Source organism: Bacillus sp. RHFS10 (assembly GCF_016757475.1).
Lineage (GTDB): Bacteria > Bacillota > Bacilli > Bacillales > Bacillaceae > Bacillus > Bacillus subtilis_G.
On record NZ_JAESPO010000002.1, the window covers coordinates 229503 to 251295 of the forward strand.

20 protein-coding genes, 3 pseudogenes and 4 riboswitches are annotated in these 21793 nt (G+C 45.6%); of the genes and pseudogenes, 12 read left to right on the forward strand and 11 right to left on the reverse strand.

Annotation, left to right across the window (positions count from 1 at the left end; all coding sequences use genetic code 11):
* Positions 1–114: 114 nt before the first annotated feature.
* Positions 115–216, reverse strand: a riboswitch (purine riboswitch).
* 152 nt (positions 217–368) lie between these two features.
* The 5 genes from JMN17_RS07825 (at position 369) to JMN17_RS07845 (ending at position 4939) form a co-directional block, all read left to right on the forward strand.
* Positions 369–1121 (forward strand): (S)-benzoin forming benzil reductase, encoded by a 753-nt coding sequence (locus tag JMN17_RS07825; RefSeq protein ID WP_087993266.1) that lies wholly within the window; start codon positions 369–371, stop codon positions 1119–1121.
* A gap of 218 nt (positions 1122–1339) precedes the next feature.
* Positions 1340–2758, forward strand: a complete 1419-nt coding sequence (locus JMN17_RS07830) for a GntP family permease (protein ID WP_202327848.1) — start codon at positions 1340–1342, stop codon at positions 2756–2758.
* A gap of 23 nt (positions 2759–2781) precedes the next feature.
* Positions 2782–3498 carry a CoA transferase subunit A gene (locus JMN17_RS07835; RefSeq protein WP_087993265.1) on the forward strand — a complete coding sequence of 239 codons (717 nt, stop codon included), beginning with the start codon at positions 2782–2784 and terminating at the stop codon, positions 3496–3498.
* Positions 3495–4151, forward strand: a complete 657-nt coding sequence (locus JMN17_RS07840; protein WP_087993264.1) for a CoA transferase subunit B — start codon at positions 3495–3497, stop codon at positions 4149–4151. Before JMN17_RS07835 ends, JMN17_RS07840 begins: the two co-directional genes overlap by 4 nt.
* 14 nt (positions 4152–4165) lie before the next feature.
* Positions 4166–4939 carry a 3-hydroxybutyrate dehydrogenase gene (locus JMN17_RS07845; RefSeq protein WP_087993263.1) on the forward strand — a complete coding sequence of 258 codons (774 nt, stop codon included), beginning with the start codon at positions 4166–4168 and terminating at the stop codon, positions 4937–4939.
* Positions 4940–4990: 51 nt separating this feature from the next.
* Here JMN17_RS07845 and JMN17_RS07850 read toward each other — a convergent pair whose 3' ends face one another.
* The 8 genes and pseudogenes from JMN17_RS07850 to JMN17_RS07880 form a co-directional block, all read right to left on the reverse strand.
* Entirely contained in the window at positions 4991–6127 is a 1137-nt protein-coding gene (locus JMN17_RS07850) for a 5-methyltetrahydropteroyltriglutamate--homocysteine S-methyltransferase (RefSeq protein WP_087993262.1), read from the reverse strand.
* A gap of 77 nt (positions 6128–6204) precedes the next feature.
* A riboswitch (SAM riboswitch) is annotated at positions 6205–6311 on the reverse strand.
* Positions 6312–6379: 68 nt separating this feature from the next.
* Positions 6380–7513 (reverse strand): 5-methyltetrahydropteroyltriglutamate--homocysteine S-methyltransferase, encoded by a 1134-nt coding sequence (locus tag JMN17_RS07855; RefSeq protein ID WP_087993275.1) that lies wholly within the window; start codon positions 7511–7513, stop codon positions 6380–6382.
* An 84-nt stretch (positions 7514–7597) separates the two neighbouring features.
* Positions 7598–7704, reverse strand: a riboswitch (SAM riboswitch).
* Between the two features lie 66 nt (positions 7705–7770).
* Positions 7771–8259, reverse strand: a complete 489-nt coding sequence (locus JMN17_RS07860; protein WP_087993261.1) for an LURP-one-related/scramblase family protein — start codon at positions 8257–8259, stop codon at positions 7771–7773.
* A 134-nt stretch (positions 8260–8393) separates the two neighbouring features.
* Positions 8394–8650: pseudogene (locus JMN17_RS07865) on the reverse strand (hypothetical protein).
* A gap of 299 nt (positions 8651–8949) precedes the next feature.
* On the reverse strand, positions 8950–9075 hold the full coding sequence (locus JMN17_RS21895) for a hypothetical protein (RefSeq protein ID WP_277986971.1): 126 nt from the start codon (positions 9073–9075) through the stop codon (positions 8950–8952).
* A gap of 105 nt (positions 9076–9180) precedes the next feature.
* Positions 9181–10413, reverse strand: coding sequence for a peptidase T (pepT, locus tag JMN17_RS07870; RefSeq protein ID WP_202327849.1), 1233 nt, complete (start codon positions 10411–10413; stop codon positions 9181–9183).
* A 49-nt stretch (positions 10414–10462) separates the two neighbouring features.
* Positions 10463–10714: pseudogene (locus tag JMN17_RS07875) on the reverse strand (response regulator transcription factor); the annotation flags it as partial.
* A gap of 184 nt (positions 10715–10898) precedes the next feature.
* Positions 10899–11777, reverse strand: coding sequence for a LysR family transcriptional regulator (locus JMN17_RS07880; protein ID WP_087993259.1), 879 nt, complete (start codon positions 11775–11777; stop codon positions 10899–10901).
* Positions 11778–11908: 131 nt separating this feature from the next.
* Between JMN17_RS07880 and JMN17_RS07885 the strand changes: the two genes are divergently transcribed.
* Both JMN17_RS07885 and galE read left to right on the forward strand, forming a co-directional pair.
* Positions 11909–12415, forward strand: coding sequence for a YbhB/YbcL family Raf kinase inhibitor-like protein (locus JMN17_RS07885; RefSeq protein ID WP_087993258.1), 507 nt, complete (start codon positions 11909–11911; stop codon positions 12413–12415).
* A gap of 116 nt (positions 12416–12531) precedes the next feature.
* A complete protein-coding gene (gene galE, locus JMN17_RS07890; protein ID WP_202327850.1) occupies positions 12532–13545 on the forward strand; it encodes a UDP-glucose 4-epimerase GalE in 1014 nt (337 codons plus the stop codon).
* 630 nt (positions 13546–14175) lie between these two features.
* Here the strand turns inward: galE and JMN17_RS22115 are convergent.
* Positions 14176–14514 (reverse strand): annotated as a pseudogene (locus tag JMN17_RS22115) (DUF4352 domain-containing protein); the annotation flags it as partial.
* A 276-nt stretch (positions 14515–14790) separates the two neighbouring features.
* Positions 14791–14893: riboswitch (guanidine-I (ykkC/yxkD leader) on the forward strand.
* Positions 14894–14962: 69 nt separating this feature from the next.
* On the opposite strand from JMN17_RS22115, the gene JMN17_RS07900 reads away from it, so the two are divergent.
* Positions 14963–15799, forward strand: coding sequence for a YitT family protein (locus JMN17_RS07900; protein WP_087993255.1), 837 nt, complete (start codon positions 14963–14965; stop codon positions 15797–15799).
* 41 nt (positions 15800–15840) lie between these two features.
* On the opposite strand, the gene JMN17_RS07905 is transcribed toward JMN17_RS07900, so the two are convergent.
* Positions 15841–17298, reverse strand: coding sequence for an aldehyde dehydrogenase family protein (locus tag JMN17_RS07905; protein ID WP_202327851.1), 1458 nt, complete (start codon positions 17296–17298; stop codon positions 15841–15843).
* Positions 17299–17483: 185 nt separating this feature from the next.
* Between JMN17_RS07905 and JMN17_RS07910 the strand changes: the two genes are divergently transcribed.
* The 4 genes from JMN17_RS07910 (at position 17484) to JMN17_RS07925 (ending at position 21362) form a co-directional block, all read left to right on the forward strand.
* Positions 17484–18377, forward strand: a complete 894-nt coding sequence (locus JMN17_RS07910) for a PucR family transcriptional regulator (RefSeq protein ID WP_202327852.1) — start codon at positions 17484–17486, stop codon at positions 18375–18377.
* 119 nt (positions 18378–18496) lie between these two features.
* Positions 18497–19594 (forward strand): maltodextrin ABC transporter ATP-binding protein MsmX, encoded by a 1098-nt coding sequence (gene msmX, locus JMN17_RS07915; RefSeq protein ID WP_087993252.1) that lies wholly within the window; start codon positions 18497–18499, stop codon positions 19592–19594.
* 100 nt (positions 19595–19694) lie between these two features.
* Positions 19695–20423, forward strand: coding sequence for a ZIP family metal transporter (locus JMN17_RS07920; protein WP_202327853.1), 729 nt, complete (start codon positions 19695–19697; stop codon positions 20421–20423).
* A gap of 99 nt (positions 20424–20522) precedes the next feature.
* Positions 20523–21362 carry a polysaccharide deacetylase family protein gene (locus JMN17_RS07925; RefSeq protein WP_202327854.1) on the forward strand — a complete coding sequence of 280 codons (840 nt, stop codon included), beginning with the start codon at positions 20523–20525 and terminating at the stop codon, positions 21360–21362.
* Between the two features lie 210 nt (positions 21363–21572).
* Here the strand turns inward: JMN17_RS07925 and JMN17_RS07930 are convergent, their stop codons facing one another.
* Entirely contained in the window at positions 21573–21779 is a 207-nt protein-coding gene (locus JMN17_RS07930; RefSeq protein ID WP_202327855.1) for a hypothetical protein, read from the reverse strand.
* Between the last annotated feature and the right edge of the window lie 14 nt (positions 21780–21793).

The following is a 21793-nucleotide window of genomic DNA, read 5'->3' on the forward strand; positions in this document are numbered from 1 at the left end:
ATGAGGTTTATTTTGGAAACAAAAAAAGCTCTTATTCTTCACAAATTCTGGAAATGCAGAAAGTGTGAAAAATAAGAGCAAACAGAAAAGAACATGTCCTTTTCAACTCGTTCAAATTTATTCAAACTTTCTTGTAGTCTAGTTTTTTACGGTTACTAGGTAGAAACAATCAGACCATATTACTGATCATATACAAGAATGTCTATTTTCTAGGTTGATAGCAGTATTTTATCCTTTCACTTTTTGAAAATCAACCTTTTTAACTATTTTCACAATAATAAAATTTATATTTTGAATTTGAGGAAATAAAGGCTTAACACGCTGGATTGCTATGTTGAAATGATGTTTAGGAAATCAGGAGGGGAAAAATGAAGCATATCATTATTACGGGCGCGTCAAAAGGAATTGGCGAAGCATTAGGCAAAAAGCTCATCCATTCTAACCATCGGCTGTACTGTATGTCAAGACGGGCGAATCAAAGCCTGATTAACCAAGATCCCCAATTGCGATATTACTCCTTCGACCTCAGAGAGACCCACAAGATTGAAGCGCTTTTTCAGGACTTATTTGCAGACATCAATCATGATCCGCATCCGGAAGGCATTTATTTGATCAATAATGCCGGCGTGCTATCGCCTGTGGGGCCGATTGAACACAATAAAGCGGAAGACATGGTCCAACATATGCAAGTGAATTTAATGGCTCCGATGGTCATGACCTCCCAATTTGTGAAGCACACAAAGCTCATCGATACGGATAAGCGAATCATGAATATCTCGTCAGCCTCAGCCAAATATGTATTGCCCTCACAAAGCTGCTACAGCACGTCAAAAGCTGGTTTGGATTCATTTACGAAAAGCATCAAATTGGAACAGGAGAATCAGCAGAATCCAGTGAAAATCGCAGCGGTTTATCCCGGAGTGATTGATACACAGCTGCAAACCGAAATCCGCTCGGTCCGCAAAGAAGATTTTCCTTATGTTGATGAATTCATTCAGTTAAAGAAAACAGGGAAATTACAGTCTCCTGAAGAAACTGCAGACGCGTTAATTCAATTTCTGACTCATGATGAATTTGGAGAACAAGCAATCGTTGAACATCTATTTCCGATTTATGGATAATTGTTATGTACAGGGGCGGGGAAACTTCATACAGCAAAAAGAGAAACGGTTGATGTCGATATCCTAATAGGCAAAGGAAAGCTCCGAAAAAAGGGGCTTTCCTTTTTTAATGGGAATAGTTGGCCCCCGCTTCCCGTACATATGAAAAAGGGATGGAAACAGTCGATGCGGAGAGATTTTTGCAAACGCTTTCTCTTTCGCGGAAATGGGGGATGCTTGTGGAACTCATCATCATTCTATTGGCGTTAGGCTTGCTGATGTTTACGGCGTATCGGGGATTTTCTGTCATATTATTTGCGCCGATTTGCGCGTTATTCGCGGTGCTGCTGACTGATCCAAGCCACGTGCTTCCTTTTTTCTCATCAATTTTTATGGAGAAGATGGCGGGTTTTATAAAGCTGTATTTTCCGGTATTTTTGCTCGGTGCGATTTTTGGAAAGGTCGTTGAAATGTCCGGGCTTGCGGCATCGATTGCGAAAACGATTGTCAGGCTTGTCGGGGCGAAAAGAGCGATACTCGCAATCGTGCTGATGGGCGCTGTCTTGACGTACAGCGGCGTCAGCCTGTTTGTTGTCGTGTTTGCCGTATATCCTTTTGCGAAAAACATGTTCCAAGAAGCAAACATACCGAAACGCCTCATCCCGGGAACGATTGCTTTAGGGGCTTTTACGTTTACGATGGACGCGCTTCCGGGGACGCCGCAAATTCAAAATGTCATCCCGACGACGTTTTTCAAAACAGACATTTATGCCGCTCCTTGGCTTGGTTTGTTCGGCGCAGTGATTGTGCTGGCAGCAGGCATGCTTTATTTGGAATCGAGGAGGAAAAAAGCGCAGGCAACTGGCGAAGGCTATGGCGGTTTTGATTCGAAGAATTCTGCCGCTCTTGAATCGTCTGAGTTAGCGGCTGCACCGGACAAAAGCCAGGTGCAGCATGCGCTTGCCTTTGTCCCGCTTATTCTCGTAGGTGCAATGAATAAATGCTTCACCATATACCTTCCAAAGTGGTATCCGAATGGGTTCGATTTTTCGTCGATCGGATTAAAGGAGTTCGATAAACTTGATATTTCTTCAGCGGCTGCCATTTGGTCGGTGGAGCTCGCTCTGGTGATTGGCATCATCACAACAATTTTATTTGATTGGAGAAGAGTGTTTGTCCAAATGAAGGAAGGGCTGAATGAAGGGATCGGCGGCGCCTTGCTGGCATCTATGAATACAGGTGCCGAGTATGGTTTCGGCGGCGTTATCGCCGCACTTCCGGGATTTCACAAGCTGAGCAGCGGGATTTCGCACACCTTTACTGATCCGCTTGTAAACGGGGCCGTCACGACAACGGCGCTGGCGGGGATCACCGGGTCGGCTTCAGGAGGTATGGGCATTGCGTTAAGTGCGATGTCGGATCAATACTTGCAGGCGATTCAGGTTTACAACATTCCGCCGGAAGTGATGCATCGGGTCATTTCGATGGCATCAGGCGGCATGGATACGCTGCCGCATAATGGCGCAGTCATCACGCTTTTGGCTGTGACGGGACTGACTCACCGGCAATCGTATCGGGATATTTTTGCGATCACACTCATCAAAACGGCTGCCGTATTTGCCGTGATCGCGATTTACAGCCTGACGGGTCTAGTGTAGGAGAAAACGAAAGGGGCATCAGTATGGGAAAAGTGCTGTTATCTAGTAAGGAAGCTGCGGAACTGATTCAAGATGGAGATACGCTGATCGCAGGAGGATTCGGGCTGTGCGGCATTCCTGAACAGCTCATTATGGCGATAAGAGATCAGGGGGTCAAGGATTTAACCGTTGTCAGCAACAATTGCGGAGTCGATGACTGGGGCCTTGGTTTGCTTTTGGCTAACAGGCAAATCAAGAAAATGATCTCATCCTATGTCGGGGAAAATAAAATTTTTGAGCGGCAGTTTTTAAGCGGAGAGCTTGAGGTTGAGCTTGTTCCCCAAGGAACGCTCGCCGAGAGAATTCGGGCAGGCGGCGCGGGCATACCGGGATTTTACACGGCGACTGGTGTCGGCACTTCAATAGCTGAGGGAAAAGAACATAAAACGTTCGGCGGCCGGAGGTATGTGCTGGAGCGAGGCATTACCGGCGACGTGGCGATTGTCAAAGCATGGAAAGCGGACACCATGGGGAATTTGGTTTTTCGGAAAACGGCGAGAAATTTTAATCCCGTTGCCGCCATGGCAGGCAAGATCACGATTGCCGAGGCGGAAGACATCGTGGAAGCGGGAGAGCTTGATCCAGATCACATCCACACACCGGGCATTTACGTACAGCATGTGGTGCTTGGCGCCAGCCATGAAAAACGGATTGAAAAACGCACAGTTCGGCAGGCGGCGGGAAAGGGTGAGGCGAAATGAAGGAAGCGAGACAACGGATGGTCAAACGGGCTGTACAAGAAATCAAGGATGGCATGAACGTCAATCTCGGGATCGGAATACCGACGCTTGTCGCAAATGAGATACCCGATGGCGTTCACGTCATGCTTCAGTCAGAAAACGGCTTGCTTGGGATCGGCCCGTATCCTGCGGAAGGAACGGAAGACGCGGATTTGATCAATGCGGGAAAGGAAACGATCACTGAAGTGACGGGCGCTTCCTATTTTGACAGCGCCGAGTCATTCGCGATGATAAGAGGCGGGCATATCGATTTGGCTATCCTTGGCGGGATGGAGGTTTCGGAGCAAGGCGATCTGGCCAATTGGATGATCCCCGGGAAAATGGTAAAAGGGATGGGCGGCGCGATGGATCTCGTCAACGGGGCGAAACGGATCGTTGTCATCATGGAGCATGTCAATAAGCATGGAGAGTCAAAGGTGAAAAAAACTTGCTCCCTTCCGCTGACGGGCCAGAAAGTCGTGCATAGGCTGATTACGGATTTGGCAGTGTTTGATTTTGATAACGGCCGCATGACACTGACTGAGCTTCAGAAAGGCGTCACAATTGAAGAGGTGTATGAAAAAACAGAAGCTGATTTCGCTGTAAGCCAGTCTGTGATCAAACAAAACTCTTAGGGAAGGTGTTTGACATGAATAAACAAGTCGCCTTGGTGACAGGGGCAGCCGGCGGAATCGGATTCGAAATCGCGAGGGAGTTCGCCCGTGAAGGAGCTAGAGTCATCGTTTCGGACCTTCATCAGGAAGCATGCGAAAAGGCCGCTTCCAAGCTTGCAGAAGAAGGTTTTGACGCAGCAGCCATTCCGTGTGATGTGACAAAGGAAGCGCAAGTCGCTGATACGGTGAACACCATTCAAAAACGATACGGCCGCTTGGATATTCTGGTGAACAATGCCGGTATTCAGCACGTCGCCCCGATTGAAGAGTTTCCGACAGAAACCTTTGAACAACTGATCAAGGTCATGCTGACGGCGCCCTTCATCGCAATGAAGCATGTTTTTCCGATCATGAAAAAACAGCAGTTTGGCAGAATCATTCATATCGCGTCTGTTAATGGTTTAGTCGGCTTTGCGGGGAAATCGGCTTATAATAGCGCCAAGCACGGTGTCATTGGGCTGACTAAGGTCGGGGCGCTGGAGGGCGCGCCCCATGGCATTACAGTTAACGCGCTCTGTCCGGGGTATGTCGATACACAGCTTGTCCGCAATCAGCTGAGCGATCTTTCGAAAACGAGAAATGTCCCTTACGACTCCGTCCTTGAACAGATCATTTTTCCGCTTGTGCCGCAAAAACGACTGCTTGGCGTCAAGGAAATCGCGGATTATGCAGTGTTTTTGGCAAGCGAGAAAGCGAAGGGTGTCACCGGGCAGGCTGTCGTCCTAGATGGGGGCTACACCGCTCAATGATATAAAAAACACACTTGCTCCGCCATGGAATCAAGTGTGTTTTTTCTTTGCTTATTTCCAAACATCGTTAGCGATTTCAACCACATGGCGGAGCTTCGCCCATTGCTGTTCTTCGGTCAGCTTGTTGCCTTCTTCAGTGGAAGCGAATCCGCATTGAGGGCTGAGGCAAAGCTGGTCTAAGCTCACATAGCGGGACGCTTCTTCGATACGGCGTTTCACATCGTCCGGATGTTCAAGCTCGCCGAATTTAGAGGTGACTAAACCAAGGACAAGCTGAAGATCAGAGCGCTTCACATAACGGAGCGGTTCAAATCCGCCTGAGCGTGAATCATCGTATTCCAAGAACAGGCCGTCAAGGTTCAAGCCGTCAAAAATGGTTTCAGCTGCCGCGTCATAACCGCCTTCAGCTGTCCAAGTGGACTGGAAGTTGCCACGGCAAATATGCATGGTCACCGTCAGGTCATCCGGACGATCCGCAATCGCGTCGTTAATGGATTTCGCAAACAGCTGGCGAAGCTCGTCTGGCGTTGTTCCGAATGCTTCGATTTGTTTTAAGCCTTTTTCAGATAAGAAAACAGCCCATGCCGTATCATCAAGCTGGAGGTAGCGGCAGCCTCTGTCATAAAACGCTTGAATCGCTTTTTTATATGCTTTGGATACATCATGCTGGAAAAGCTGATAGTCGTTTTTGTACGCATCCTTTTCAAGCTTTCCGCGGAAAAACAGCATATTCGGGCTTGGGATCGTCATCTTCGGCGTCGCGTCACCTGCAATGCTATGGAGAAATGAATAATCTTCAAGCATTGGGTGAGTTGAAAAGTCGATATCATCTGTGACTTTAATGCCGCGTGCTTTTGTCTGTACGTTATGAAATTGAATGCCGTGCTCAGGAATAAACGGCTCAACCCCATCCAAGTTTTCCAGAAAATCAAAATGCCACCACGCTCTGCGGAATTCGCCGTCTGTCACGACGTTCAGGCCGGTTTCCTTCTGTTTTTCCACAATGCGGATGATTTCATCGTTCTCGATCTGGCGAAGCTGTTCAGCCGTAATCTCGCCGGCGGCTTTTTGCAGCCGCGCTTTTTTGACGGGCTCAGACCTCAGCAGGCTTCCGACTTGATCCGCGCGAAATGGCGGTTTTTGTCTTTGAAGTGATTTTTGTTCTGCGGGTGTTGTTTGTTGTGGCATGTTGTTCATTCCTTCTTTCCATTCAAATATAAAAAAGCTCTTCCTTTGGATAAGGAAGAGCTTGCGTGACAATCTCAACCTTATCTTCAAGAGCAATCAATGCTCTAAAGGATTTAGCACCATTCTGTTAAACAGCGGTTGCCGGGTATCGCAGGGCCAGTCCCTCCACCTCTCTTGATAAGGAAAACCTTTTTATGAAATTTTCTGATAGTATCTATTATTCACACATTTTACATGTCTGTCAATGATAGATTATCTCCACACATCGTTGGCGATGTCGATGACGTGGCGCAGCTTCGCCCATTGCTGCTCCTCTGTCAACAGATTGCCTTCTTCTGTAGAGGCGAAACCGCACTGCGGGCTGAGGCACAACTGGTCAAGGCTGACAAAGCGCGCCGCTTCATTGATTCGGCGTTTCACATCCTCAGGATTTTCGAGCTCGCCGTATTTTGATGTAATTAAGCCAAGAACAATTTGCAGATCCTTGCGTTTCACGAAACGGAGCGGATCAAAATTTCCGGAGCGATCATCATCATATTCCAAGAACAGGCCGTCCAAGTTTAAGCCGTCCAAAATCGTTTCCGCTACAGCGTCATAGCCTCCTGATGCCGCCCAAGTCGACTTGAAGTTGCCGCGGCAAATGTGCATTGTGATTGTTAAATCATCAGGGCGGTCCGCGACTGCATCGTTAATCGTTTTGGCAAACAAGGCAGGCAATGTTTCTGGATCGCCGCCGAGCGCCCGGACAACCTCTCTGCCTTTTTCCTCAAAGAAGAGAGACCATGACGTATCATCTAGCTGAAGATAGCGGCATCCAGCGTCATAGAAGGCGTTGATTGCTTTTTTGTACGCTTGGGCCAGATCATGAAAGTACTCCTCTTGATCGTCATAAATGCCTTTATCGGCCTTTTCACCGAAAAACAGCATATTCGGGCTCGGAATCGTCAATTTAGGTGTCGCGTCGCCGGCAATCTCTTGTAAAAATTGATAATCAGCAAGCGCTGGGTGGTTCGTAAAATCGAGTTTTCCCGTCACTTTGATGCTGCGTGCTTTTGTTTTTACGTTATGGAACTGAATCCCTTCAGCGGGAATGAACGGTTCCACACCGTCAAGCCCTTCGAGAAAATCATAATGCCACCAAGAACGGCGAAATTCACCGTCTGTTACCACGTCGAGACCGATTTCTTTTTGTTTTTTGACAATGCGAGTGATTTCCTTGTTTTCAATCTCACGAAGCTGTTCCGCTGTGATCTCGCCGGCCGCTTTTTTCTGGCGTGCTTCTTTCACCGGAGCGGAGCGCAGTAAACTGCCGACATGATCGGCGCGGAAAGGAGCTTTGTTTTGTTTTTCTGATTTTTGTCCTGCAACATTTGTTTGTTGAGCCATGTCATTCGCCTCTTTTCTGAAATAGGGTAAGCATGAAAAAAGCTCTTCCTTTGAGTAAGGAAGAGCTTGAATGATCAAATCTCCGCCTCATCTGCAAGAACGCAATGTTCTTAAGGATTTAGCACCATTCTGTTTGAAACAGCGGTTGCCGGGTATCACAGGGCCAGTCCCTCCACCTCTCTTGATAAGGTACATCTTCATATTTACATTTTAATTATCTTAATATTATTACTTTTGAATCAATTGTCAACACTTTTTTAGAAAAGACTCTCATCTTCATCGTCATATAAGACCATATCCAACACGATAGCGATGGCCGTGCAAAGCAGCACATCTTCCTCGTTTGCAATCTGCAAATGATAGGAATCACCCCAGCTGAGCCACTTCTTACTCACCGACATCCGGACATTCTCCCCGTCAGTCAGCTGGAATTCATTCTTCCACAAGTCACCGTCAATTTGCCAGTTAAGTCCGGAAATCTCAAACTTCGGTTTGAAAAACGCTAATTTCTTCGTCACCTCACAAACCGTTTTCCCGCCAATTGAAATCACATATCGCGGCAGAAATGACATCACTTTTTGTTCAATGGAAACGAGCGTTTTCCCGGATGAATCTGTCAATTGTAATGAGTCCCCTAACGAAAAGAACCGTCCTTCGACCTTGAATCGCTCTTGTTCATCCCGGTCATAAATGTGAAATGTATCTTTAAACGAGAACATTTTTTGTTTCATAAATAAATCGATCATTGCTGCAGTCTCCTTTTGAATTTGCCTTGTAAAATATTACGGACAGGGGGCAAAAAGGTTTCAAGTCCAAATCTATGTTTCCAAAATGAAAAAAGGCTGCGTTGTTCAGCAGCCTTTTCGTTTGAAATATCGTTTTAGGAAAGATGCATCCGGCGTTTTTGGCGGATGGCGTCAAGGTCGATTAGGTTGTTATGATAAGTTGCGGCTGCTGGCAGAGGGCTTGTCTTTTGCGGTTTGCGGCGATTGTCCTTGCTGAAAGAAAAAAGAAGATAGCCGCATAATGCGATGATAATAAATAGGATCATTTTACATACCTCCCAAAAAAAGTTTTGGTATCTCTATTGTACGGATAAATTGTCAAAAAGTATTCAAAAAATTCTAAATCAATCAAAAATAAATAACTGCCCCTCTAAAACAGTTTAACCTGATGACCTGAAAATAGTCTTGAATCACGGTGAATGTTCTAGTTGATGTTTAGTTCTATAGTTACTATCGACGAGAAAATAAATTCCTTTATATAACTTTTAACCTAAAATTATGTGATTCCAACTACCTGTTTTTGGATGTTTTTTTCTTGCTTGTTTGATGTATACCCTATTTATCTTAATTAAACACAAAAAACCCAAATCACGGAGCATTTGGGCGGTACGAGGGTATGCAGATTGTGGTTTTGAGGATTTGGATGACTGATCAGAAGAAGCGTTTGAACATTTTTCTAATCTTTTGAAATGCGCTTGATTTCTTTTGTGTGTTAAGCGGCCGGGTCATGATCCATTTTTTCAATAAACTTTTTGCAGCGATTGCATGTTTTGTCATTGTTTTTCCCCCTCATCCGTTGATACTTGTTTTACGGAGGACGTATGAAAAATGTTTCATTTTCACGTAAAAAAACCAGTCCTTTTTTTAGACTGGCTTTTGGCATTATGCTTGTTCTTCAAACTGCTTTGCAATCTCAACGATGACGTTTACGGCTTTAACCATGTTGTCGGCCGAGATGTATTCAAATTTGCCGTGGAAGTTTTCGCCGCCTGTAAAGATGTTTGGCGTCGGAAGCCCCATGTAGGACAGCTGGGAACCGTCCGTGCCTCCGCGGATTGGGGAAATCTTCGGTTCGATGCCGAGGTTTTCCATCGCTTGCTTGGCGATGTTGACGATTTCGATGACAGGTTCGATTTTCTCTCTCATGTTGTAGTATTGATCGTTCATATCAAGGTGAATCCGGTCTTGCCCATATTCATTTTGAAGTTCCTCAACGACACGCTTCATCGTTGCTTTTCTGCTTTGGAATTTCTCTTTGTCAAAGTCTCTGATAATGTAGTGGAGCTTTGTTTCCTCTACATCTCCTTGAATTGACAGCAGGTGGTAGAAGCCTTCGTAGCCTTCTGTATATTCAGGCGCTTCATCTGCCGGCAGCAGGCTGTTCAGCTTCATCGCGATTTTCGCGGAATTGATCATTTTTCCTTTTGCCGTGCCGGGATGTACGTTGTTGCCTTTGACTGTGATTTTTGCGGCCGCGGCATTGAAGCTTTCGTACTCAAGTTCGCCAAGCGGGCCGCCGTCAACTGTATAGGCAAAGGACGCATTGAACCGTTTGACATCAAACTTGTGCGGTCCTCTTCCGATTTCTTCATCAGGCGTAAACGCGACTCTGATGGTGCCGTGCTTGATTTCAGGGTGTTTGATGAGGTAATCCATGGCTGTCATGATTTCGGCAATCCCGGCTTTATTGTCTGCGCCGAGCAGGGTTGTGCCGTCAGTGGTGATGAGTGTGTGGCCTTTATAGCCAGATAGCTCAGGGTATTGATCAGGTGACAGGATGACCTGCAGTTTTTCATTGAGAACGATGTCTTTTCCATCGTAGCTTTCAACGATTTGCGGATTCACGTTTTTGCCGGTAAAGTCTGTAGCGGTGTCGACGTGAGCGAGAAAGCCGATTGTCGGCACGTCTTTTTCAGTATTGGAGGGAAGAGTCGCCATCACATAACCGTTTTCGTCAATCACTGCATCCTGCATGCCGATAGATTTCAATTCATCAACAAGCATGTTTCCTAACGTCAATTGGCCGGGTGTGGAAGGGCAGGTGTCGACGGATTCATCAGACTGCGTGTCGACTTTTACGTATGTAGTAAACCGTTCAATGATTTCTTCTTTCATTTCCAATCATCTCCTTTGTCTTATCTTATCATGGCGGGACGAGAGATTTCTATTGCACAATACCGTTACGGATGGCAAACACGACTGCCTGTGTCCGGTCTTGGGCGTTGCATTTTTGCAGGATGCGGTGCACGTGGGTTTTCACAGTGCTTTCACTGACGAATAGCTTTTCAGCAATCTCTTCATTTCTCAATCCGTAGGCCATTTGCTGAAGAACCTCGAGCTCTCTTTTGGTAAACGATTCTGCCAGTTTATCAGCTTGTGTCTGTTGCTTCGCGCGAAATGTTTCACTGATGATTTTTAGTTAAGCGGAATGATCGAACATGTCCCGGGCTTTACCGTTCGTTCTCGATACATCGATAAAATAATAAAAATAATTCAAATCAACATATAGGGCTCATCGCCATGTTATCAAATCCTTTCTGCATGAAGCATAGCGAATATTGGAAAAGAAAACGTCAACCGGCAGATTGATTTTTCAGCTGCTATACTTGTTCGCGCAGCATAAAGTCATGTAACATGGCGTGAAAGTGCTGAATGTCCTCATTGTTTCTTTTCCACATCATAAACGTCTGGGACGCCGGCAATTCAAGATGCGGGGGCGTACTTACAGCCATCAGCTTTTTTTCCGCTTCTTCCTGCTTGATGATGTAGGCGGGGAGAAAAGACGCTCCCATTCCCGCTTTTATCATATGGACAGCCGTATCAGTCTGCCCGGCAGCCATCGTTTGAAGGTGAGGGTAATGTGAACGGATGTTATGTAAAAAGGTATCCCCATATGAAGGATGATCATGCGTGAGAAGCCGATAATGGCTGAAGACAGAAGCAGCATCAGCAGGCCTGTTTTCCTGGAATGGGGCCGCAAGACACAGCGTGCCTTCGCATATGTACTGATAATAGAGTGTGTTTGAGTTCGGATCTTTCCGCGACAAACCAATATCCGCTTCATTTTGTTCCACCGCTTTTTTGATATCATCAGATCCAGCCACATGAGTTGAAAGTTCAACATGCGGATGTTTTTGGATATAAGCCGGGAGAAAGCGAGGCAAGATATAGGATGCAATGTAGGGATGGACGGCCAGTGTAAGTGAACGGCTGTATCCTTGCTTCCATTGGCTGACTTTTTGCTTTCCGGCTTGGTATACATTGATCATTTCTTTGGCATAAGGCAAAAACAGCCTGCCTTCGTCAGTCAGGACGACGCGTCTCCCGCGATGCAAAAACAGCCGCATGTCCAGTTCATTTTCCAATTTTCTTATATGTTGAGAAACAGCCGGCTGGGTGAGGTAAAGACGCTCAGCCGTTTCCCTGAAGTTCTCTGATGCCGCTGCGACAATAAAGGTTTGCAGCCATTTTAAATCCATAACCTATCTCCTTCACTGCAAGTAATCAATAACAAATTGTTAAGTGAACATGCGCATTTGCTTATCACTGATTATACATCCATTCGTTTAGTATACCTATAGAACGAGAAAATAGAGAGAGGGATTCATATATGAACATATACGTAGAAGCAAATCCGTATTTACATGACAAGTTTTCAAAATACACTGATGAAAAATATAAAAGAGAAGGGAATCCATTTGTATCCTTTCCGATTCGTTTTGAGGACGTCCCGCCCGGCGCAAAGACGCTCGCGCTTACTTTCATTGATCATGACGCCATTCCCGTATGCGGGTTCAGCTGGATTCACTGGACAGCGGCTAACATTCCGGCGCGCATCGGAGAGCTTCCTGAACATGCGAGCGAGGAAAGACAGGACTTGATGATACAAGGGCAAAATAGCTTTGCTTCACCGCTTGCGGGAAGCAGCAATCCAAAGGTGATTCACCAGTATTGCGGACCGACACCGCCTGACAAGGATCATGCTTACGCGCTGACAGTTTATGCTTTAGACACAGAGCTGAATCTTCAGCAGGGCTTTTATATGAATCAGCTCTATCAAGAAATGAAGGGGCGCATTCTCGCTGAGACCTCTATTGAATTACTGGCAAGGGTTTAAGAAGAAAATATGAAGAAACGGTTAATAAACAATTAAACTTCTTGAAAATGGATGTAGAAAGCTTCTGAAAACTTTATAATATTAAACAATACATTCTCTTTAGGAGGTTATTCATCATGGCAATACTTGTAACAGGCGGAGCGGGATACATCGGGAGCCACACATGTATTGAATTATTAAACAGCGGCTATGAGATTGTCGTTCTAGATAATCTGTCCAACAGTTCGGCTGAGGCGCTGAACCGCGTCAAGGAGATTACAGGAAAAGATGTAACGTTCTATGAAGCGGATCTATTGGACCGGGAAGCGGTAGATTCTGTTTTTGCGGAAAATGAAATTGAAGCTGTGATTCATTTTGCGGGGTTAAAAGCGGTCGGTGAATCTGTTGCGATTCCGCTCAAATATTATCATAACAACCTGACGGGAACGTTTATGTTATGTGAGGTCATGGAGAAATACGGCGTCAAGAAAATCGTGTTCAGTTCATCCGCGACGGTGTACGGCGTTCCGGAAACATCGCCGATTACCGAAGACTTCCCATTAGGTGCGACCAATCCTTACGGGCAGACAAAGCTCATGCTGGAACAAATTTTGCGTGATTTGTATACAGCTGACAATGAGTGGAGCGTTGCGCTGCTTCGTTACTTTAATCCGTTCGGCGCTCATCCAAGCGGACGGATCGGTGAAGACCCGAACGGCATTCCGAATAACCTCATGCCATATGTAGCGCAGGTAGCGGTAGGAAAGCTGGAGCAATTAAGCGTATTCGGGAATGACTATCCAACAAAAGACGGGACAGGCGTACGCGATTATATTCATGTCGTTGATCTCGCAGAAGGTCATGTCAAAGCGCTGGAAAAAGTACTGAACACCACAGGAGCCGATGCGTACAACCTCGGAACAGGCACAGGCTACAGCGTGCTAGAAATGGTCAAAGCCTTTGAAAAAGTGTCAGGGAAAGAGGTTCCGTACCGTTTTGCGGACCGCCGTCCTGGAGACATCGCGACCTGCTTCGCAGATCCTGCAAAAGCCAAGCGGGAACTGGGCTGGGAAGCGAAACGCGGCCTTGAGGAAATGTGTGCTGATTCTTGGAGATGGCAGTCTTTGAATGTGAATGGGTATAAGGTGTAAAATTATAAACAAAAGGGCTGGAGGTTTCCCCAGCCCTTCTTTTTATTGATCCAAGTTTACTTCAAATGTAAAAGGATTAATTGTAATATCGTAGTTTTCGGAAGAACCTTCTAAAATAACATTTGCTGTTTTGCTTTCGATTTTAGGGAAGACAATAATCCCTTCAGTTTTAACGCCCGGTAAGATTTCACTTTGAATTTCAGGATACTCTGAAAGGTCGGATTTAGGCTCAATCTGTTTATTATCAGCTGTAATTTTGGCATTGAAGTCATAAAAGCTGATTTCATCTTGTGATTTGTTTTCTATCTTTACATAAAGACGAGTTTCTTTTTCCGCAAGTTCAACTTTTTGAAGTGTGAGCGCAAATCCGTGCTGGTTCTGTGTTTTATCTACGTTAATTGTTTTTTGAGCTGGGGCGAAAGCTGTTGCATAGTCGCTTTTTTCAATGGAATCAGCAATGATTCTCGGCGCTGAAACAGAACCGCCCAATGCATTTTCACCATCATATTTGTCTTTCACCGTACCTACTACATGAATAATGTCGTCATCTTTAATATCTAAATCAGAGTCGTCGATCATAATGAGAGTATTTTTGCTTAACTTTTCCGGATTATTATAGCCCTGAAGATATGTACCATCGTCGTCTTGTTCAACGTCAAAAACTTTTACATACAGATCGACTTTATAATTTTTAAATTGATCGGCATTAGTATATAGTTTTTCGATATCAGCCTTTTGTACTGTTTTAGTTGACTTTGTAGAGTCGGAGCTGGTTGTAGTAGAAGCTTGAGAGTCTCCGCTGTTTCCGATGTTCGCAATGATAATAATGACTACTATCGCTAGAATAAACGTAATGATTTTATGCCTCATAAAAAAGTTACGTTGATCTTTACCGCAATTCGGACATTTCTTAACACCTTTTGCAATCTCTTGGCCGCAAGCTTTACAGTGTAGTAGCTTTCCTGACATTATATTTCCTCCTATGTAATTAATTTCTCGAAATATATGTTCTATTTTGCCTATATATTTTCAAGCAGTCAATGATAAATCGGAAAAAATCTTTTAATTTATATCTGGTTAAAAAGGTACTTTGTATTATATCGACCGAATCTTTCATTTATTAACAGCTGATGATCTTTTTTGTTTCTCTTAATTTATTGAATAAATCTCCGCAAATACCTCTTGAACCAATTCAAACCGTCCCTTATAATGCTAATATTGGAAAGAAAAAATGATAGGATAAAAACATTGGTTTTCTAGGGTTCCGCAATGCATATTGGACTGTGACCGAGAGAAAACACATAACAGCCCGGCTGTTATGACACGGTGGGATAAAAGCCCAGGAGTTTCTGCTCTTTTGCGAGAGCGTACTCCTGGGCTTTTTTGTTGATACTATCTGGAGAAGGAGTGTTTTGTGGTGAAAAAGAAAATGCTTGATGTGCTGATGCTTGTGATTGGCGCTTTTTTCTTCGCGCTTGCGGTGAATTTGTTTGCGATTCCCAATGACCTTGGGGAAGGCGGGGTCACTGGGATTACGCTGATTTTATACTATATCTTTCAATGGTCTCCCGGTGTGACAAACTTTATTTTAAATGCATTTTTGCTCTTAATCGGCTACAAATTTCTAGACGGTAAAACCACGGTCTATACCATCATTGCTGTTGCGGCGAATTCGCTATTCCTCCATCTGACACATGGGTGGAGCACTCCGTCTGATGAATTGATCATTAATACGATTTTCGCGGGTGTTTTTGCGGGAGTCGGGATCGGAATGATTATCCGGGTCGGGGGGACGACAGCCGGCTCTGCGATTTTGGCCAGAATCGCTAATAAATATTTAGATTGGAATATTAGCTATGCGTTATTGTTTTTTGATTTAATCGTGGTATTTAGCTCTTACTTTATCATTGGCGCGGAAAAAATGATGTTCACGATCGTGATGCTGTATATCGGTACGAAAGTGATGGACTTCATTATTGAAGGCTTGAATACGAAAAAAGCCATTACGGTCATTTCAGAACATAAGAGTGAGATCTCAGAGAAGGTAAATAACTTGATGGATCGGGGTGTGACGATTTTATCAGGGAAGGGAAGCTATACAGGCCAGTCAAAAGAGATTTTATATATTGTCATTAACAAACAAGAGCTGTCTATGCTGAAGAAAATCATCAGAAGCTGTGACAAAAAAGCGTTTGTGATCGTTCATGACGTACGTGATGTATTTGGCGAAGGGTTTGTTGATATATCGAAATAAAGAAAAATCCCTCTGCACTTGATGCAGAGGGATTTGTTCGTTTAGAACGGATATTTGCGGTATTGCTTCTGGATCGAAATCCATTTCGTTACGGTAAACTCCTCGACCACCCACGGATTTCCGAAGCGGCCGACACCGCTTGCTTTGTTTCCGCCAAAGGCGATATTCGGTGAATCATTGACAGACTGGTCGTTGACATGGGTCATGCCGCTGTCAATTTGCAGGGCGAACGTTTCACCTTTCTCTAAATCAGAAGTGAAAACTGCCGAGCTGAGCCCGTATTCAGTATCGTTTGCCATGTCAATCGCTTCCTGATCGCTGGAGGCTTTGATAATGGTGGCAATCGGGGCAAACAGCTCTGTTTGGGCAATTTTGCTGTTGTTGTCAGCGCCGACAAAGACATACGGTGTGAGTACGTTTCCGAAACGTTTTCCTTCAACCGCAAGCTTGATGCCGTCTGCTTTTGCCTGCTCAATGATTTCCAGCGCTTTCTCGATTTGGCCCTCATTGATCAGCGGTCCGACTACGGTTTTCGGATCGGTTTGATCGCCGTACGGAAGCTCTTTGACACGTGCGGTGAATTTTTCAACAAATTCATCGTACACATCTTGATGAACGATGATTCTGTTGATAATCATGCATATCTGTCCCTGGTGAATAAATTTCCCGAAAATCGCTGCGTCTACGGCACGATCGACATCCGCGTCGGAAAGGACGGCAAATGGGTTGTTGCCGCCGAGCTCAAGGGCCATTCGCTTGAAGTCGCGCCCGGCGATTTCACCGATGTGGCGCCCGACTGCGGTTGATCCTGTAAAGCTGATTAATCTTGGGATTGGGTTTGTCAGCATGCCGTCTCCGATTTCCTTTAAGTCCGTCAACATGACGTTAAGGACACCCGCAGGAAGGCCGGCGTGTTCGAACGCTTTCGCAATGATGGTTCCGCCGGAAAGAGCGGTTTGGATATCAGGCTTGTGAACAACACTGTTTCCCAGCGCAATCGCAGGCGCAATCGTTCTCATTGATAAATTCATCGGAAAATTAAATGGAGAAATCGATGAAATCACGCCGAGCGGAAGGCGGTAAATCTTGTTGATTTTCCCTTCAATGTCGGATGGAACCTCTTTGATGCCGCCTAATTCGCCGGTATACGTAATGGCTTCATCTAAAATCGCAATGGTTTGTTCAAGCTCGATCGTGGCTTTAATGATCGTTCCGCCGGTTTCGCGGGAGATCATCATGATGATGTCATCGCGGTTTTCCTGTAAATAGCCTCGCGCTTTTTGCAGAACTGCTTTTCGATCTTCTGTTGTGCTCTTGACCCACTCTTTTTGCGCCCGCTGTGCAATGTCAAACGCATCCTCCAGCTGCTTGCTTGTTGCCAAAGATGCTGTTGTAATCACAGACTGGTCGTATGGATTCAACATATCCTCTGTACGTCCGCTTTCCCCTTCTGTCCATTTTCCGTTGATAAAACTTTTGTTTAACGCTTCTAAAGCCATTGATGATCATCCTCCTTTGGTCCCGCATTATTTCTTCTATTTCCGCTAAAGCCGATATATAAACGAATGGGGTTTCCCTTTCAGTTTCTCGTCTGCTGTTCCGGATATACTCTTTTTTATTGGAGAACATGTGTGTTTCGCCTTATACTGGATATACAGATCCTTACATAAAGAGAGGAGACCATATGAAATCGCTGCTGGCTATTTATCCTGGTTCGATTGTGTCTGAAGAGCTTTGCGTACAGGAAGGCTGTCTATGTTTTTTTGATGAGAACAGTCAGAGATATATCTCCATTCCAAAAACAGAGATTAGCGAAAAAGAAATAATGCTGCTGCAGTCATTTTTGACGCCTGCGGATGAGGTCAATCAAATGTCTTTGAAGTCGGCGGAAGAAAACAAGTGGTTTGCGTTTCTTTTTTCTAGAGGGGAAGTGCCGGCGGATATAAAGAAGCGAACGAGATTTGTTCATTTTCATTTGATCGGTAATATAGAGCGGACGTCATTTGCGGAAGCTGTTCGCCATTTTTGGCCGGTGTCTTTTGTGATTGTGTGGATGCATGAGGACAGAGGCGTGATTGTCGAGCAGGAAAGTGAAGCGGCGGCGGGGAAGGACGAACTTGAATCGCTTGCTAAGGTTCTTGAGAGTGATTTCTACTTCAGTGTCCGTTTTTACGCCGGGAGATTTTATGAACCGGATGAGAGTCTCCGTACTCATTACGCCCGTGAACAGACGTATTTCCTCTTTGCTGAAAAGCGGCTGCCTCAGATGCAAAGTGTGACCTTTGACATGATCTTTCCTTTTTTATTATTAGAAACAGAAAAAGAAAAGCTGCAAACGCTGCTCTCTGAAGAAGCTGAGCTTTTATTTGAAAATGAATCTGAGCTGAGAAAGACAATCAAGCTCTTTATTGAAAACAACTCAAACGTGACGTTAACGGCGAAACAGCTGCATCTGCACCGCAACAGCCTGCAATATCGAATTGACAAGTTTGTTGAGCGGTCAGGGATAGACATTAAAACATATAAAGGCGCGCTGCTCGCCTATTTTATCTGCCTGCAAAGCAAAAGTTTAGAATAAATTGGAAATATGCACGAAAATGGCTGGTTGATTTTATGAACACTGCCCATTTCAGTGATATGGAAATGCTGTTACACTCAAGTTAGGAAAGCGTTTACAATAACAAAGGGGGAATCAAGATGGCTGAATTGCGGATGGAGCACATTTATAAATATTATGAGCAGAAGGAAGCGGCTGTTGATGACTTTAACCTTCACATTGACGATAAGGAATTTATCGTATTCGTCGGCCCGTCCGGCTGCGGGAAATCAACGACGCTGCGGATGGTGGCGGGACTTGAAGAAATTTCAAAAGGCGATTTTTATATTGAGGGGAAACGGGTAAATGATGTAGCGCCAAAGGACAGGGATATCGCGATGGTCTTTCAAAACTACGCGCTCTATCCGCATATGACGGTCTACGATAATATCGCATTCGGGCTGAAGCTTCGGAAAATGCCGAAGCCTGAAATCAAAAAAAGAGTAGAGGAAGCCGCTAAAATTCTCGGGCTGGAGGAATATTTGCACCGCAAACCGAAAGCGCTGTCAGGCGGACAGAGACAGCGGGTCGCGCTTGGACGGGCGATCGTGCGGGATGCAAAGGTGTTCCTGATGGATGAGCCTTTGTCGAACCTGGACGCCAAGCTGAGGGTGCAAATGCGTGCGGAAATTATTAAGCTCCACCAGAGACTGCAAACCACAACGATTTACGTGACGCATGACCAGACAGAAGCGCTGACGATGGCGACACGGATCGTGGTCATGAAAGACGGAAAAATCCAGCAGATCGGGACGCCAAAGGATGTATATGAATTCCCTGAAAACGTCTTTGTCGGCGGTTTTATCGGGTCACCGGCGATGAACTTTTTCAAAGGAAAGCTGACGGAAGGCGTCATCAAAATCGGTTCTGCGGCATTAACCGTGCCGGAAGGAAAAATGAAAGTGCTGCGTGAAAAGGGCTATATCGGCAAAGAAGTCATCTTCGGCATTCGTCCTGAGGATATTCATGATGAATTGATTGTCGTGGAATCGTATAAGAACTCTTCGATTAAAGCGAAAATCAATGTCGCAGAGCTGCTTGGTTCAGAAATCATGATTTATTCGCAGATCGAAAACCAAGACTTTATTGCGCGGATTGACGCCCGTCTCGATATTCAATCAGGTGATGAGCTGACGGTTGCGTTTGATATGAATAAAAGCCATTTCTTTGACAGTGAGACAGAAGTGAGAATTCGCTAAGTTCTAAACCGGACATGGAGACATGTCCGGTTTTTTTTCGCTCCAAGGTTTACAGAAAAAACCGCAGCGGGTAGTGGTTGGTAAGAAAGGAGAGATAGAGATGTGGCATGCGGCAATGTGGGGCGGGATCTCAGGCTCTGCTGTTTTGCTGGGCGCGCTGGCGTCCATGTTTTTTTCGATTCGCAGACAGATCATCGGCTATATTATGGCTTTTGGCACAGGGGTATTAATTGGCGCGGCTGCTTACGAACTTCTTGGGGATGCAGCGGCAGAAGGCGGGATGGTGTCGACGGGCGCCGGATTTATTGCAGGGGCGGTCGTTTTTACGATTTTTGATTACGCGGTTTCTAAAAGAGGCGCGTCACATAGAAAAAGATCGGGACAAGCAGCTGCCGGCGGAGGAGGAATCGCCATTTTTATCGGCACCGTCATGGACGCTGTCCCGGAATCGATTATGATTGGCGCCAGTCTTCTCGAAGAACAATCGGTCAGCTTCCTTTTGGTGATCGCTATTTTTATCAGCAATATACCTGAAGGGCTGTCCAGTACAACAGGAATGAAAAGCAGCGGGTATACCAGAACGAAAATTTTGCTGCTTTGGGCCGCAGTGCTCGTGATTTCAATTCTCGCTTCATGGTCAGGTTATTTCTTTCTAAACGGTGCTTCTGAAGAAGTGATGTCAGCAATCGCGGCGTTTGCGGGCGGGGGAATCATTGCGATGGTTGCGTCGACGATGATGCCCGAGGCGTACGAAGACAGCGGTCCAATGACAGGTTTAATCGCTGCACTTGGGCTGTTAACCTCGCTGGTTTTGAATCAGTTTTCTTAAATGTGCCGGTCATACTTCCATGTCCGGTTTTTTTGCTTGAAAATTTCAGAAAAAAACCGATGAAAAAGGAGGAAGAAATAGACAGAAAGCAGGAGAACGATGAAACAATTGATTTTAAGCATTTTTCTTTTGGGAAGCTGCTCGGCTCTGGCGGCTTGCGCTGATCAAGAGGCGAACGCGGAGCAGCAGATGCCGAAAGCGGAACAAAAGAAACCGGAAGAAAAGACAATACATGTTCAGAAAAAAGAGGACGATACATCCGCATGGATCAAAACAGAGAAACCGGCAAAGCTGCCGATTTTGATGTACCACAGCATTTCCTCAGGAAACAGCCTCCGTGTCCCGAAGGAAGAATTCGAAGCGCATATGAAATGGCTGCAAGATAACGGCTATCAGACATTAACGCCGAAAGAGGCGTACCTTATGCTGACGCAGGATAAAAAGCCGAGTGAGAAATGCGTGCTGATCACGTTTGATGACGGATACACCGACAATTATCAGGACGCGTATCCGGTGCTGAAAAAGTACGGGATGAAGGCGACGATTTTTATGATCGGCAAATCGATCGGACATCAACATCATCTGACAGAGAACCAAATGAAAGAAATGGCGCAGAACGGCGTATCGATTGAAAGCCATACAATTGACCACCTTGAACTGAACGGGTTATCGCCTGAACAGCAGTACAATGAGATGGCTGATTCGAAAAAGCTGTTTGACAACATGTTTCATCAAGAAACCTCCATCATCAGCTACCCGGTAGGGCGCTACAATGAGGAGACGCTGAAGGCAGCCAAAGAAACGGGCTATCAAATGGGCGTGACGACAGAACCGGGCGCGGCATCGAGAGACCAGGGTATGTACGCCCTCCACCGAGTGCGCGTGTCTCCGGGCATGTCAGGTGCGGCTTTTGGCGCATACATTGAGTCGATGAAATAAAAAAAGGCGGCGCTTAAACGCCGCCGCAGCGTGTCGACAAACCCTTGCATTCGTTGTCAAGCCTGTGCGTTGGTGCTCACGAATTAGGACATTCGCTCCGCTCCAATGCTCGCCTTTCCTAGACTTCAAGGGTTTTCAACCACGCTGAAAAGATGACAACATCCTAAAACTAAACCGTTTTAGGATGTTGTCAACAATCTGAGGCGGCGCTTAAACGCCGCCGTCTCCTCCTCCGCAGCCGGAATCACTGAAACTGCCGTCACTGCCGCATCCTCCGTTATGGTGCGAGCCATAGTCTGAATAACCGCCGAAAAACCCGCTGTCCGCATGCTGGCGGCTTTTGTTTTCCAAGGGCTTTGGCTGTACGACTGAAACGAAAACAATAATCGCTATAATGAATAAGATAATCACAATCACTTCTGGTCACTCCC